Below are 14,456 nucleotides of genomic sequence, written 5' to 3' on the forward strand. Positions count from 1 at the left end.
GAATCAACGCCACCGCGGATTCCCGCGGTGGCGTTTCCTTTTGGTCAGTTCAGCCGAAGAAGATGTTGCGCCGGCCGGCCAGCAGCCGATACAGCGTCTGCTGGATCGTTTCCCGCACCTGGTCGGTCAGCTCGAAGGTGACCATCGGGTCGTCGGCGTCGGAGGCTGAGTAGTCGTCGGTGTGGATCGGCTCACCGAAGGCGATGCGCCACTTCGACGGTAGCGGCACCAGGCCCATGGGTCCGGCCAGCGGAAACAGCGGCGTGATGGGGAAATACGGCAGCCCGAACAGCCGCGCCAGCAACTTGACGTCGGTCAGCATCGGGTAGATCTCTTCGGACCCGATGATCGAGCAAGGAATGATCGGCGCCTTCGCCCGCAGCGCTGCCGTGACGAATCCACCACGTCCGAATCGCTGCAGCCGGTAACGGTCCTCGAAGCGCTTGCCCAGCCCCTTGTAGCCCTCCGGGAACACCGCGGTGAGCTCGCCGGCGGCGAGCAACCGGTGCGCGTCCGTCGTGCAGGCCATCGTGTGGCCGGCCTTGCGAGCCGTCTCTCCCACCACGGGCAGATCGAACACCATGTCGGCGGCCAGCAGCCGCATGTCCCGCTGCGCGGGATGCTCATCGTGCACCGCGACCGACAGCATCAGCCCGTCAAACGGCAGCACACCGGCGTGGTTGGCGACCACCAGCGCTGCGCCGTCGGCCGGCAGGTTCTCGATCCCGCTCACCTCCACCCGGAACCAGGATCGGAAGAACACCCGCAGCAACGGCCGAACTATCGCGCTGTTGAAGTGCGGGTCGAAGCCGAACTCGTCGACGCTGTAATCGCCGGTGAGCCGCTGGCGGAGGAATCCGGCAACCGAGGCGACCCGCTGCGCCAGGTCATTCAGGGGTGCGTCGGCGGACGGCGTCCCGCCGGCTCGGCGGTGCTCGTCGATTTCCCGAACCACCGCGGCGATTTGCTCCGCTGATGCCTGGCCGCTCGGATCAGAAAGTATGGACGGATGCTGGCGAGAAGACTCCGCCCGTTGATCCGCTCTGCGACGCGCTGCTACCCGACCCCGATTCGTGTGCAGTGGAATGACATTCGCTCTGTTTTCGCCCGCCACGATACCTACCTGACCCCACCCCACGGAATTGGATTTCGGCTACCCCAGCGCTGAGCTAGGGATATCGCGCGTACCTCCCAGGAGCGTACCCGAAGTGGGTCGATAATGGGAGTCAGGCTGCGGCCGCGTACGTAGTCGTCAAACGCCTCCGCCGTCGACCATTTCGGCTGGTAGCCGAGCTCCGAACGCATCCGGGTGGTGTCCATGACCCGGCCGTAACTCAAATAATCAAACTGATCGCGGCTGATCTCGTTGTAGCGATTGGCGCGGCGTAACGAATCCAGGGCCCAAACGCCGAAACTCGGTACTGGCAAGGGAATCCGGCCGGCGCGCCGAATCGCCTGCGACAGCATGATGATGCCGTCGGCGCCGATGTTGAACGTTCCCGCCTTGCCGGCCATCGCCGCGCGCTCCAGCGCACCGAGTGCATCCTGCTCGTGCAGCAACTGCAGGCGTGCGTCGCGGCCGAACATCGTCGGCACCAAAGGCCCAGCTAGATAACGCGACAGCGTGGTGTCCATCGCGGGGCCGATCATATTGGCCAGCCGCAGGATCGTCACGGCGATGTCGGGACGGCGCCGTCCCAAGCCGCGCGCATACGCCTCGATGTCGAGGCTGTCTTTGGCGAAACCGTCGCGGAACGGTCGACGGCTGGTGCTGTCCTCGGTGAACATCACCGGGTCGTGCGCGCTCGAGCCGTACACCTCGGACGTCGACTTGAGCACGACCCGTCGCACCGAGGGTGCCTTCTGGCAGGCCGCGAACAGTTGCATCGCGCCCATCACGTTGATCTCTTTCAACGCCGCGGTGCCGCCGGATCGCGGCGCATACGACGCGGCCGCCGCGTGCACCACCGTGTCCACGTCGCCGTTGCGAATCACCTTGGCTATGAAAGGATTCCGGATGTCGGCCCGGACGAACTCCGCGCGCCCCATCCGGCGCAGCATGTCCTTACTCGGGGCGATCGCGTCGACCGCGATCACCGCGTTGATCATCGGATTCTGCGCGAGCCGAGCCGTCAGGTAGCCGCCCAGAAAGCGGCATGCACCTGTGACGAGAACGACTTTTGGGTAATGCACGGTATTGCCTGCATTGTCGCCTGGTTTGGCGTCATCCCCGTTCGACGGACCCACTCGAACAGCCTAGCGGCCAGGAGAGGCGAAGGCAGTGTGCCGCGAGCGGGTTACTTACCGAGTTTTCTGCGCTGCACCCGGGTGCGACGCAGCAGCTTGCGGTGCTTCTTCTTCGACATACGCTTGCGCCGCTTCTTGATTACTGAACCCATGAACTCCGCTATCTGACCGTGGCCTGCTTCAAAGATTGGACCCGGACACTTTACCCGGCGCAACGCATCGAACACCAAACCGGCATCGGCCGATCGCCGCGTACCCACGGAGCCTGGGTGCCGCCCGCTGGCGGCACATTTCAGGGTCAGCCGGCGTCGAAGTAGGACGTCTCGAGCATGTCGTGGACGGCCTTGGCGTGCACCCGGAAGGACCGGCCCACCCGGACCGCGGGGAGCTCGCCGTTGTGCACCAGCCGGTACACGGTCATCTTTGAGACCCGCATCAACGCCGCTACCTCAGCGACGGTGAGAAACTGCGTCCTGCCCTGATCGACGGAACTGGCATCCCGTGGCTTACCTGCAGCATCTCGCGCTGATGGCCCGTTACTAGACGTCATCGCAACCCAATCGTGTCAGGCACGCGCATGCCAGCGGCTTCCCCTCCGCTGGCACCCACACGTGCTTACAAGAGGAGAATAGCGGGACTAATGGGGTTACTGGTACTGGTGGGGGACAATCAGTTCAAAAAACTTTGCTTACTCTGATGTAATTCTTAGCTGCTCAGAGCGCATTTTGGCGGCCTGAACGGCCGCGTCGACGGCCGCGCGCAGGCCCCCTCTTTCCAGCTCACGCAGGGCGGCCGCGGTGGTACCGCCGGGCGAGGTCACCGTCGCCCTGAGCTGCGTCGCCGCGGCATCGGCCCGCGGTACCGGCGCCTCGGCCTCGCCCAGCCGCCGATCGGCGTCCGTGCGCTCGAGCAGCATGGCCGCCGAGCCCGCCATGGTCTGCGCAGTCAGGTCGGCGGCCACCTCGCGGCTCAGGCCCGCGGCGACGCCCGCGTCGATCAAAGCCTCGACCAGCAAGAAGAAATACGCCGGCCCCGAGCCTGACAGCGCGGTGACGGCGTCCATCTGGCCTTCCGGAACGCTCAGGACGCCACCGACGGAGTCGAACAGGGCCGAGACGCCTTCGAGCTGCGGCGCCGTGACGAACCTGCCCTTGGCCAGCGCCGTGACCCCGGCGCCGACCAGGGCCGCCGCGTTCGGCATCGCCCGCACGACCGGGGTGCCGGCCGGAAGCTTCGACTCGAGGTAGGAGATGGTGATCCCCGCCGCGACCGTGACGAAGACCTGCTCGGCGGTATCGCTCTCGGCGGCGGCGGCCGCGCGGGCAAGGTCCGCCATCACCGGCTCGACGTCGGCGGGCTTGACCGCGACCACGACGAATGAGGCGTTCTCCACCGCGTCGGATACCGAGCTGATCAGCACGGAATAGGTGTCGGCCAGGTACTTGGCGCGCTCGGGAACCCGTTCGACCACCACCAGGTCCTTGACCTGCCGGCCCGCCCGCAGCAGACCCGACAGCAGAGCCTCCCCGATGCTGCCGCCACCGATGATCGCGATTCTTGCCATGCCGGACAGCATCGCAGACACCGCGCGCTAGCGAGCGGCAGGGACCAATGCCAACTGGCGGGCCTGCACCACCAGGCGGCCGAGGCTGTCGACGACGGTGTGGTCCTCGTCGAACCAGTCCTGCCCGATCTCGGTGCAGGTCGCGATGATGCGCAGCCAGCCGTCGGCCGGTAGGCCGCGCAGAAAGGCCGTGAGCTGGATCGTGGGCGCCCAGCCGGTGCGGTCTACGGCGAAGGTCACCGGCGCCGACAGATCGCCGCACATGAGCGCAAACAGGGCGTCCGGGGCCACGCCACGGGGGCGCGCCCACATCTGGATCACCGGCGGCCGCCCGTCGCCGCGGGGCGCCATCGTGGCCAGCACCGGCCGCACGTCGCAGCCCTCCCCCAGGTGCACGAGGCCGGCCAGCGGATGCCCGGGCCCGATCGGCTCGACGTCGTCGGGAGGCTCGGGCGCCATCAAGTCGGCCACCGGGTTGGCGGACAGCAGCGGCGCGGCTACCCCTTCCGAGCCGTCCGGATGCCAATGCTCGGGCTCGCCCAGGTTGACCACGGCGTGCACGGCGGTGCGGTCGCCCTGGTTGAGTTCCACGTCGACGACGCTGATCCGGCGGCCCCGCTTGCGAATCGAGGTCACCAGCTGCACGTGACCGGGGTCGGGCGCCCACAGGAAGCTCGCCGACACCGCGACCGGCTGCTGGACCGATGCGAGCCCGCCGGAGTGCCCGGCGCACGCGATGCGGGCGGCGTTGGCGCACAGCGCCAGCATCGCGCCGCCGTGCACTTTGGCACCGATCGTCCAGCGCTTGTCGAGCTCGCCTTCAAAGACGCCCGAACCGACCTCCCGCAATGTCATTGCGGTGGTGAATAAGGCACTCATGTTGTCTGGGTTTCTCCTGGCTTGGTCAGCGCAGCAGGTGCGCGCGGGCAAACTGCAGCGATTCGGCGAGCATGGCCTCGCGCTCGTTGGCGGAACGCGCGCTGGACGTCGACACCTCCAGGATTACGTGCCCGGCGAAATGGCTGCCGGCCAGCATCTGGCACACCTCGGCGGTGGGTTGGGTGCCGCGCCCGGGCACCAGATGCTCGTCGGCGGGCAGACCGTTGCCGTCGCATAGGTGCAGATGCACCAGCCCCGCCCCCATCCGCCGGGCCATGTCCAGCGAGTCGGTGCCCGCGGTCGCGGTGTGCGAGAGGTCCAGCGTGTAGTGCGCGTGGTTGCCGTCGAGCGGGTCGTAGGAGGGCGCGAACGCCGAGATCGCCGGGCCGGGCCCGCCACCGCGCCTGCGCATCCGTTCCAGTGACTGGCCCGCCCCGAAGAGCCGGTCCGCGCGGAAGGGAAACATGTTCTCCACGGCGATCATCACGTCGCTCGACGCTTCCAGCGCCGCCACCTGCTCGCTGAAACCCTCGGCGTAGCGCCGCTGCCAGCGAAACGGCGGATGCACGACGACGGTCTGTGCGCCCAGCTGTTCGGCGGCGCGCACGCTGCGATCCAGCTTGGGCACCGGGTTGGCACCCCACACCCGCTGGGAGATGAGCAGGCAGGGCGCGTGTACGGACAACACCGGGACGCGGTAGTGCCGCGACAGCTTCTTGACGGCGGCGACATCCTGGCTGACCGACTCGGCCCACACCATCAGCTCGACGCCGTCGTAACCGAGCCGGGCCGCGTACTCGAAGGCGGCCTCGGCCCGCAACGGGTACACCGAAGCCGTGGAGAGGCCGACTTTGATGGCTGGGCGCACTGTCTACGGTGCCGCTAGCCCGATTGCAGCGACAGCGCCAAGGGCCCCAGGGTGATCAGCGCACCCACCGCGACCGCGATCAACGTGCTGGCAATGTCCTCGGTTTTGCGAACCACCCGGACCCCGGCGACCAAGCCGAGGATGACCAGCACCGATAGCACCAGCGCCACCAGGCTGTTCCAACGCCAAAGCTGGTCGAAGGCCACGAACAACCCGCCGCCGAAGGCGACGGCCAGCATCGACTGCAGGACGACGAGGCCGCCGCGCCACACCGCGTCGAATCTGCCCTCCTCGACGTAGGCATCCGGGTCGGTGTCCGCGTGCCCGTCCTCGAGATCGAGGTGCTCGTCCTCCCCGAGCACTGCGGCGGGTAGCGGTCCGGATCCGTCCTCGTCATCGTCGAAATCCCCAGACCGCAGAAAGGACCGGACGTACGCGGAGTCCTCCAGCGCCGGTTCGGCCTCGCGCACGTCGGAGTCCATGACGTCCACTGGCGCGTCGGCGTAGTGATCCATCGGGTCGAAGGTCATGTCCTCGGCCCCGGAGCCCGGTTCCCCGGTGCCCGAGCCGGACGAGCCGACCGGGCCGGCCTCGGGCAACGGCCGCGGATATTCGCTGCGTTCGGGCGCTGACGTCCGCTCGGGCTGCGGCGGCGACTTGGGCCAGCGCGGCTCCGGCTCGGACCAGTAGGGCGCGTTGGATTCGTCTCCGGCGGGTTCAGGCGGGGCGGGTTCGACAGCGTCGATTGTGTCGGTGGCTTGGTTGGCGTCGTATCCGGGTTCGTCGTCGTCGCCGATCGCCGGGAGGTCACCGGTCAGTTCGGCGACGGTCACCGCGTCGTTGTCGCCGCGCCGGCGCCGGCGCCGCCGGGTGACGGCCGGGGCACCGATGGTTCCGTTTTTTGCCAGCAGTTCGGCAACCGAGATTGGCCGAGTGCCGGAGTCCTCGGCCTCGGAGTGCGGTCCGGTCATGGTTTGTCGCCTCTCGATCGGTTCTGATTCCGATCAACTACCTGACCTCCAGCATTGCGCACCGAAGGCTCCATGAGGGCCGATCCGTCGGCTTCGCTGTCGAGTTTGCGCAAGATGAGACCTTCCCGTAACGCCCACGGGCAAATATCCACCGATTCGATTGACAGCGCTCGCATGCTTGCCTCCGCCACCAGAGCACCCGCAACGATCTGCGGTGCCCGCTCGGCGCTCACTCCTTCCAGTTCTGCCCGGTCAGCGGTCGTCATCCTAGAGATGAAAGATATGAGTTGCCTGAGGCCGTTTGCTGTCAGCGTCCTCTTGACCCGCGGTCCGGCACCCGAGGGCGCCGCGCCGGTGAGCCGCGCCAGCGAGCGGAAAGTCTTCGATGTCGCGACCGCCAGGTCCGGACTACCCGCGTCGAGGATCTTCACGCTGGTTTCGGAGAGCTCGGCGTCCAGCCAATCCCGCAGCATCGCCACCCGCCGCCGGCCGGGCGGATCGTCGGGCAGCCACTCGCGGGTCAGCCGTCCCGCGCCCAACGGCAGTGACAACGCGACGTCGGGCTCCTCGTCCACGCCGCTGGACATCTCCAGCGAGCCGCCGCCGATGTCGAGGTTGATGATGCGGCCCGCGCTCCACCCGTACCACCGGCGCACCGCGAGGAAGGTCAGCCGCGACTCGTCGACCCCGGTCAGGACGCGCAACTCGACGCCGGTTTCCTTGCGCACCCGAGCCAGGACATCCTCGGAGTTGCCGGCGTCCCGGACCGCGGATGTGGCGAAGGCCATCAGCTCCGCGCAGCCCGAACTGTCGGCGATCTTGGCGAACTCGTCGATCGTGGAGATCAGCTTGTCCGCACCGCGTTTGGTGATCTTGCCGGCGCTGTCGGTGGCCTCGGCAAGACGCAGAGTGGCTTTCGTCGAACTCATCGGCGTCGGATGGCCGCCCCGGTGGGCATCCACCACCAGCAGATGCACCGTGTTGCTGCCCACGTCGAGAACGCCCAATCGCACGTAAACAACCTAACGAAGCCACCGGGACGGTGGTTTGCGCGACCCGGTCAATCCGCCTTGACCGCGGCCACCCGGGCCGCGAGTGTCAGCGGCTCGGATGGGCCGAATCGTGGTCTAACGTGGATTGCGTGGGGAATTCGCACCCGGAACCGGGACAAGAGGTCGAGCTGGATTTCGCCCGCGAATGGGTGGAGTTCTACGACCCCGACAACCCCGAGCACCTGATCGCGGCGGACCTGACCTGGCTGCTCTCCCGGTGGACATGTGTGTTCGGCACTCCGGCCTGCCGTGGGACGGTGGCGGGGCGCCCCGACGACGGGTGTTGTTCGCACGGCGCGTTCCTGTCCGACGACGACGACCGCGTCCGCCTCGATGACGCGGTGAAAAAGCTGACCAATGCCGACTGGCAGTTCCGCGAAAAAGGGTTGGGCCGCAAGGGATATCTGGAACTCGACGAGCATGACGGCCAGCCGCAGTACCGTACCCGCAAGCACAAGGACGCGTGCATTTTCCTGAACCGGCCGGGTTTTGCGGGCGGTGTGGGCTGCGCGCTGCACAGCAAGGCCCTCAAGCTGGGCGTGCCGCCGCTGACCATGAAGCCCGATGTCTGCTGGCAGCTGCCGATCCGGCGCAGCCAGGAGTGGGTGACCCGGCCCGACGGCACCGAGATCCTCAAGACCTGGGTCACCGAATACGACCGCCGCGGTTGGGGTTCCGGTGGCGCCGACCTGCACTGGTATTGCAGCGGCGATCCGGCAGCCCATGTCGGCGCCAAGCAGGTGTGGGAAAGCCTGGCCGACGAACTCACCGAACTGCTGGGCGCGAAGGCCTATGCTGAGTTGGCCGCAATGTGCAAGCGCCGCAGCAAGTTAGGGCTCATTGCGGTGCATCCGGCGACGCGTCTCGCCGAGTAGCATCGGTCTTGTTGTAGGACAACACCATTCGCTGCCCGCTGGCGCACAGGTATGCCTCGACCGCTGCGGCGGCTCCCTCCTCGTCGCCGGCCAGCACGGCCTCGGTAATCGTCTCCAGACCGGCCATCACGGGGGCGGCGTCGTCGTAAGCCGCGGTGAGCTCGTGTTCCCGGCCGCCGAAAGCGTGCTCGACCCAGCGATACAGCAGCGCCAGTGCGCGGTTGCGACTGTGGTGGATGAGCACCCGGAAAAAGGCGAGGTCGGCGGCCTGAAGCGCCGCCGGGCCGTCGGCCTCCCGGACCGCCGCGAATGCCCCGCGCAGGGCCTCGGCACTTTGGGGGGTGATCCGACGCGCGGCTGAGCGGCCGATCAACGGCCCCAGCGCCGCCCGGATCTCGAACAACTCCACCAGAAACTCGGGGCCCAGCTTGCGGACCAGCGCCTCTACCACGGCGGGGTGGGTGAGCCCCTGCGGGTCCGCGACCACGTTGCCGCTGCCGTGCCGCGCATCGATCAGTCCCATCTGTTGCAACCGGGCCAAACCCTGCCGCAGCGACGTGCGGTTGACACCGAGCTGCTCGGCCAGTTCCCGCTCGGGCGGCAGGGCCGAGCCCGGCGGGAAGGCGCCCTCGAGGATCGCGTCGGCGATCGACGCGGCGATCTGTTCGTCGACGCGTTGGCGATCGGGCGGACGCAGCGGACTTGACTGGTTCATTGGCTCAACCAATATAGTGGACGAACCCACGGAAGGTGAGCAATGGACGGCGAAACGCAATCGGCCGCGAATCCGCGCTGGCGCGGCAAGGCCGGCCGCCTGGAAGTCTGGTACGCCACCCTGTCCGATCCGGCGACCCGGGCCGGGCTCTGGGTGCACTGCGAGACGGTGGCCCCGGTGACCGAGGCAAACGGCGCCTATGCACACGGCTGGGCCACCTGGTTCGCGGCCGACGCCGCGCCCCGCACCGAGCGATTCGGTCCCGCGCCCGCCTCGCCCGCGACCGGTCCTTGGTGGTTCGACGCCGATGGCGTGCGGATGGGCGACAAACAGCTCAGCGGGCGCGCCGGATCACTCGCCTGGGACCTGGCCTGGACGGATCCCGGCGCGCCGCTCTGGACGTTCCCCCGCGCCGCCTGGGACCGCGAACTGCTGCCGGGCGCCCAGGTCGTCATCGCCCCGACCGCCGACTTCACCGGCTCGCTGACCGTCGCCGACTCCAGGATCCGGATCGACGGCTGGCGCGGCGGCGTCGCCCACATCTACGGGCACGGCAACGCCAAGCGCTGGGGCTGGGTCCACGCCGACCTCGGCCATGGCGACGTTGTCGAGGCGGTCACCGCCGTCTCGCACAAGCCGGGCCTGAACAGGCTGGCCCCGATGGCGTTCGTTCGGTTTCGCATCGACGGAAAAGATTGGCCCGCAAGCCCTTTAACAAAGCATCTGCCGTCGCTGCGAATGCGGACGACGCTGGGCTTGCAGCACTGGCAGCTGGAGGGACGCATCGACGGTCGCCGCGTGCTCATCCGGATCGACCAGCCGCCGGACCGCTGCGTGAGCCTGGGCTACACCGACCCCGACGGCGGCAACGCGGTGTGCACGAACACCGAACAGGCCGACGTGCACGTCGAGATCGACGACCGGCACTGGTCGGTGCTCGGCACCGGGCATGCCGAGGTGGGCCTGCGCGGCCGCGCGGCACCCGAGATCAACGAAAGGATCCCGACATGAGCTTCCTACTCGACCCGCCGCTGCTGGTGGCCAGCGGCGCGCTCATCGAGCGGCACGTGCCGTCGGACCGGCGAGACGTCGCCGAGGCCGCGGTTCTGGGCATCTTCTTCGGCGGGTCGTTCGGCCTCTACAACAACGTGCCCGGGCTCGGCCTGCTGTGGCGGCCGTTCCGCGCCCGCAATGGGCGCGACTTCATGTGGAACAGCGGGGTTTTCGGGGTCGACACCGCAAAGGGCGGTTGGCCCATGCACGCGGCGGCGGCCGGCATCTTCGCGACCTATCCGTTCTTCATCAAGATCGGCCGCCGGTTCGGATTCCTGGTATGAGCCGTGCGGCCGAGCGGGCAACCGCGTCGTTCGGCACCGCGCTGCTGCCCGAGGAACACGGCGGCCCGCCGGCGGATCAGCTGGCGGCGCGCATCGAACGCTACCTCGCCCAGCTACCTGCGACATCCAGGTTGGGAGTGCGTGCCGGATTCGCATCAGTAAGCGCCGCAAGCCTTCTCACCACCGGGCGGTCACTGTCGCGGCTGCGCCCCGGCGGCCGAGATCGGGTGCTGCGCCGAGTGGCTTCGCTGAGCCCGGAGGCCGCAGCGGCGCTCGAGGCGCTCAAGGCCATCGTGTTGCTCGCAAACGGTGCCGACACCTATGCGTCCGAGCTCTTCGCCCGAGCCGGCGAGCACGACGCGGCGCGCCCCGATGCGGATCTGACCATCACCTCCTCGGCCGATTGCCCGTCCGTCGTCTCAGCCGACGCGGTGGTCGTCGGCTCGGGCGCCGGCGGCGCGATGGCGGCCCGAACCCTGGCGCGGGCGGGTCTGGACACCGTCGTGCTCGAGGAGGGACGCCGCTGGACGGTCGGGGAATTCCGCACCACGCACCCGATCGACCGTTACGCCGGGCTGTACCGCGGGGGCGGAGCCACCGTCGCGCTGGGACGCCCGTCGGTGGTGCTGCCGATCGGCCGCGCCGTCGGCGGCACCACGGTGGTGAACTCGGGCACCTGCTACCGTCCGCCGCCGGACGTGCAGCGGCGCTGGCGCGACGAGTTCGGGCTTGCCCTGGCCGACCACGACCGGCTGACGAACCACCTCGACGAAGTCGAACGCACGCTGCGGGTCGCGCCGGTGCCGTTGGACGTCATGGGACGCAACGGTCGGCTGCTGCTCGAGGCCGCCACGGAGCTGGGCTGGCAAGCGGCGCCGATCCCGCGCAACGCCCCCGGCTGCGAGGGCTGTTGCCAGTGCGCGATCGGCTGCCCATGCAACGCCAAGTTCGGTGTCCACCTCAACGCGCTACCGCAGGCCTGCGCGGCGGGTGCCCGGATCGTCTCGCACGCCCGGGTGGAACGGGTGCTGCACCGGCACGGGCGCGCCCATGGGGTGCGCGCGCGCCGTCCGGATGGCACCGCGGTGGACATCCTGGCCGACACGGTCATCGTGGCGGCCGGCGCCACAGAAACGCCAGGGCTGTTGCGGCGCAGCGGATTTGGCCACCCGCGGCTCGGTCGCAATCTGGCGCTGCATCCCGCGACGGTGCTCGCCGGGCGCTTCGACTCCGACGTCGTCGCCTGGCACGGCGTGCTGCAGAGCGCCGCGGTTCACGAGCTGCACAAATCTCACGGCGTGCTCATCGAAGCCACGTCCACCCCGCCCGGTATGGGCTCGATGGTGTTTCCGGGCTACGGCGCCGAGCTGCTCGGCTGGCTGGAGCGCGCGCCGCAGGTCGCCACGTTCGGCGCCATGGTGGCCGACCGCGGCGTCGGCTCGGTGTCATCGGTTCGCGGCGAGACGGTGGTGCGCTACCCGATCGACAGGGGCGACGCCGCCAAGCTCGTGACGGCGATGGAGGCCATGGGGCGGCTACTGTTCGCCGCCGGTGCCGTGGAGGTCCTCACCGGCCTGCCACATGCCAAAACGGTCACCTCGCTGCCCGCATTGCAGGATTCGTTGCGTCGCACCGACCCCAGAAGCCTGCACGTCGCGGCGTTTCATCCGACCGGCACCGTGGCGGCGGGCGCCGACGAGCAGTTGTGTCCGGTCGACGCGACGGGGCGGCTGCGTGGCGTGCGCGGTGTGTGGGTGGCCGACGCGTCGATTCTGCCCAGTTGCCCGGAAGTGAATCCTCAGCTGTCGATCATGGCGCTGGCGCTGGGGGTGGCCGACGAGGTGATCAGCGCCCGCTGAGCGTGCGTACCGGGCGCACATTCAACGCGGGCTAGCCTTCGAGCTTGTAGCCCAGCCCGCGCACCGTCACCAGGTGGACCGGGTTGGCCGGGTCCGCCTCGATCTTGGACCGCAGGCGCTTGACGTGGACGTCGAGTGTCTTGGTGTCGCCGACGTAGTCGGCGCCCCACACCCGGTCGATCAACTGTCCGCGGGTCAGCACCCGACCGCTGTTGCGCATCAGATACTCGAGAAGGTCAAATTCCTTGAGCGGCAAGGTGATCGTGTCGCCGTTGACCGAAACGACGTGGCGCTCGACATCCATTCGCACCGGACCGGATTCGAGCACGCCATCGCTGATCTCGGAATCGTCGTCACCGCCACGGCGCAACACCGCGCGGATCCGCGCGATCAACTCACGCGCGGAATACGGCTTGGTCACATAGTCGTCGGCGCCGAGTTCGAGACCAACCACCTTGTCGATCTCGCTGTCCCTGGCGGTCACCATGATCACCGGGACGCTGGAACGCGCACGCAGCTGCTTGCACACGTCGGTGCCGGACATTCCGGGCAGCATCAGGTCAAGCAGCACGATGTCGGCGCCGGCGCGATCGAATTCGGCCAGCGCGGCCGAACCGTCCGTCACCACCGTGGCGTCGAAACCCTCCTTGCGGAGCAGGAAAGCCAACGGATCGGCCAGCGACTCCTCGTCCTCCACGATCAGCACACTGGTCATCTTCGCGATTCCTCCTCATCGCTACGTCCCCCTCGCCGCTGCGCGGCTGGGGGTACCCCCACTGCGTCGTCATACGAGCGGATCATCGACTTAGTTCTTCCTCTCGCTGTGAGCGGTTGGGTCGCGCATCGCGGCCCTGCGATTGCTCGGATTCGCCGTCGCCTTGATGAGACGCGACGGCCGCCGGAATGGAAAGGGTGAATGTCGATCCGGTCCCGGGCTTGCTCCACACGCCGATGCTGCCGTTGTGATTGGCCGCGACGTGCTTGACGATGGCCAGACCCAACCCGCTGCCACCGGTGGCGCGGGAGCGGGCCTTGTCCCCCCGGAAGAACCGCTCGAAAACCCGCTCCTGGTCTTCCAGGGCTATTCCGATGCCGCGGTCGGTCACGGCGATCTCGATGCTGTCGCCGCGGCGGCGGCGGCTGATCGACACCGGCGATCCCGGCGGCGAATAGGCGATGGCGTTGGATACCAGGTTGGCCAGGGCGGTCACCAGCAAAGTTTCGTCGCCCAACACGCGCAGACCGCTCGGCGCGTCCGTGCGGACCTCGATATCGGCGTTGTCGGCCCCCACCTTATGGCGCGAAATTGCTTCTCCCACAACCTTGTCGACGTCGACCTCGACGACGGTGGGCAGCCGTTCGGCTCCCTGTAGCCGGGACAGTTCGATCAGCTCGGCGACCATGTCCCCCAGCCGATTGGCTTCGACGAGCACCTTCTCGGCGAACCGCCGCACGGTTTCGGAGTCGTCGGCCGAGGCGAGCAGGGCTTCTGCGAGCAGCGCCATGGCACCCACCGGGGTCTTGAGCTCGTGGCTGACGTTGGCCACGAAGTCGCGCCTGGTCGCTTCCATTCGCGCGAAGTCGGACTGGTCGTGAGCGAAGACCACGGCGAACCGGCGGTCTTCTTCGCTGAGCAACCGGGCCTGCCCGTGCACCGAGAGCCCGGAGCGGCCGCCCGCCCGCTTCGCGGGCCGCAGGTCGAATTCGACGTCGACGCCGGTCAGCGCCTGTTGCGCCGCTTCCCAGGCCTGGTCATCGAGCTGACGGTCGCGCACCAGGCCCAGCTCCTTGGCCCGGTCATTGAGGTAGACGACGTCGCGATGCGCGTCCACCACCGCAGCGCCCAGCGGCATCAGCGCCACGATGCGTTGCAGCATCTGCGCGACGGTGATTCCGGTCCATTCGCTGCCGACCCGCTGGCGGCGCTGGACCGCCCGCGGTGACAGCCGGGTCCCGACCAGCACACCTGCGGCCAGCGCCAGCGCGGACACAACCCCGGCCAGCAACAGCGCCGAGAACACAGTCACATAGCAAATCCTACAAATCTTCCTGAACGCTGCCCTAGCGCAACGAGGCCAAAATCGGACAA

The 14,456-nt window shown here is 68.3% G+C and carries 16 protein-coding genes; 4 read left to right on the plus strand and 12 right to left on the minus strand.

Features of this window, described 5'->3' with window-relative positions; translation table 11 throughout:
• Nucleotides 1-49: 49 nt before the first annotated feature.
• The 9 genes from AC5Y4F_RS22415 to AC5Y4F_RS22455 all read right to left on the minus strand — a co-directional run bounded on the left by AC5Y4F_RS22415 (nt 50) and on the right by AC5Y4F_RS22455 (nt 7,542).
• Nucleotides 50-1,138, minus strand: coding sequence for a lysophospholipid acyltransferase family protein (locus AC5Y4F_RS22415; RefSeq protein WP_197520650.1), 1,089 nt, complete (start codon nt 1,136-1,138; stop codon nt 50-52).
• Nucleotides 1,120-2,247, minus strand: a complete 1,128-nt coding sequence (locus AC5Y4F_RS22420) for an SDR family oxidoreductase (protein ID WP_067937908.1) — start codon at nt 2,245-2,247, stop codon at nt 1,120-1,122. Before AC5Y4F_RS22420 ends, AC5Y4F_RS22415 begins: the two co-directional genes overlap by 19 nt.
• A 50-nt stretch (nt 2,248-2,297) precedes the next feature.
• A complete protein-coding gene (locus AC5Y4F_RS22425) occupies nt 2,298-2,399 on the minus strand; it encodes a 30S ribosomal protein bS22 (RefSeq protein ID WP_003402602.1) in 102 nt (33 codons plus the stop codon).
• Nucleotides 2,400-2,545: 146 nt separating this feature from the next.
• Nucleotides 2,546-2,797, minus strand: coding sequence for a cell division/environmental response transcriptional regulator (locus tag AC5Y4F_RS22430; protein WP_066992137.1), 252 nt, complete (start codon nt 2,795-2,797; stop codon nt 2,546-2,548).
• A gap of 138 nt (nt 2,798-2,935) precedes the next feature.
• Nucleotides 2,936-3,811 carry a pyrroline-5-carboxylate reductase gene (proC, locus tag AC5Y4F_RS22435; protein WP_499998746.1) on the minus strand — a complete coding sequence of 292 codons (876 nt, stop codon included), beginning with the start codon at nt 3,809-3,811 and terminating at the stop codon, nt 2,936-2,938.
• Nucleotides 3,812-3,838: 27 nt separating this feature from the next.
• Nucleotides 3,839-4,690, minus strand: coding sequence for a thioesterase family protein (locus AC5Y4F_RS22440; RefSeq protein ID WP_067934867.1), 852 nt, complete (start codon nt 4,688-4,690; stop codon nt 3,839-3,841).
• A 25-nt stretch (nt 4,691-4,715) separates the two neighbouring features.
• Nucleotides 4,716-5,558, minus strand: a complete 843-nt coding sequence (locus tag AC5Y4F_RS22445; protein WP_067934868.1) for a sugar phosphate isomerase/epimerase family protein — start codon at nt 5,556-5,558, stop codon at nt 4,716-4,718.
• 14 nt (nt 5,559-5,572) lie between these two features.
• Nucleotides 5,573-6,529, minus strand: coding sequence for an Rv0497 family membrane protein (locus tag AC5Y4F_RS22450; protein WP_499998750.1), 957 nt, complete (start codon nt 6,527-6,529; stop codon nt 5,573-5,575).
• Nucleotides 6,526-7,542, minus strand: a complete 1,017-nt coding sequence (locus AC5Y4F_RS22455; RefSeq protein WP_499998752.1) for a Ppx/GppA family phosphatase — start codon at nt 7,540-7,542, stop codon at nt 6,526-6,528. The genes AC5Y4F_RS22450 and AC5Y4F_RS22455 overlap by 4 nt, the downstream gene beginning before the upstream one ends.
• Before the next feature lie 119 nt (nt 7,543-7,661).
• On the opposite strand from AC5Y4F_RS22455, the gene AC5Y4F_RS22460 reads away from it, so the two are divergent.
• Complete coding sequence (locus tag AC5Y4F_RS22460) at nt 7,662-8,456, plus strand: DUF3109 family protein (RefSeq protein WP_499998754.1); 795 nt, start codon at nt 7,662-7,664, stop codon at nt 8,454-8,456.
• On the opposite strand, the gene AC5Y4F_RS22465 is transcribed toward AC5Y4F_RS22460, so the two are convergent.
• The gene (locus AC5Y4F_RS22465; protein ID WP_499998757.1) at nt 8,419-9,171 is read right to left on the minus strand and encodes a FadR/GntR family transcriptional regulator; all 753 of its coding nucleotides are present in this window, start codon (nt 9,169-9,171) and stop codon (nt 8,419-8,421) included. The genes AC5Y4F_RS22460 and AC5Y4F_RS22465 overlap by 38 nt on opposite strands.
• Nucleotides 9,172-9,213: 42 nt before the next feature.
• Between AC5Y4F_RS22465 and AC5Y4F_RS22470 the strand changes: the two genes are divergently transcribed.
• From AC5Y4F_RS22470 to AC5Y4F_RS22480, 3 genes are read left to right on the plus strand one after another with little or no spacing between them, the layout of a single operon-like run.
• Nucleotides 9,214-10,182: a tocopherol cyclase family protein gene (locus AC5Y4F_RS22470; RefSeq protein ID WP_067934878.1), complete on the plus strand. Its 969-nt coding sequence runs from the start codon at nt 9,214-9,216 to the stop codon at nt 10,180-10,182.
• Nucleotides 10,179-10,508 (plus strand): hypothetical protein, encoded by a 330-nt coding sequence (locus AC5Y4F_RS22475; RefSeq protein WP_067934880.1) that lies wholly within the window; start codon nt 10,179-10,181, stop codon nt 10,506-10,508. The genes AC5Y4F_RS22470 and AC5Y4F_RS22475 overlap by 4 nt, the downstream gene beginning before the upstream one ends.
• Entirely contained in the window at nt 10,505-12,367 is a 1,863-nt protein-coding gene (locus AC5Y4F_RS22480; RefSeq protein ID WP_499998760.1) for a GMC family oxidoreductase N-terminal domain-containing protein, read from the plus strand. The genes AC5Y4F_RS22475 and AC5Y4F_RS22480 overlap by 4 nt, the downstream gene beginning before the upstream one ends.
• A gap of 31 nt (nt 12,368-12,398) precedes the next feature.
• On the opposite strand, the gene regX is transcribed toward AC5Y4F_RS22480, so the two are convergent.
• Together regX and AC5Y4F_RS22490 are read right to left on the minus strand one after the other, a co-directional pair.
• Entirely contained in the window at nt 12,399-13,082 is a 684-nt protein-coding gene (gene regX, locus AC5Y4F_RS22485) for a two-component sensory transduction protein RegX (RefSeq protein ID WP_067934883.1), read from the minus strand.
• Nucleotides 13,083-13,164: 82 nt separating this feature from the next.
• Nucleotides 13,165-14,394 (minus strand): sensor histidine kinase, encoded by a 1,230-nt coding sequence (locus AC5Y4F_RS22490; protein ID WP_156750059.1) that lies wholly within the window; start codon nt 14,392-14,394, stop codon nt 13,165-13,167.
• Nucleotides 14,395-14,456: the final 62 nt, after the last annotated feature.

The sequence above is a fragment of the Mycobacterium sp. NGS56 genome (assembly GCF_059812425.1).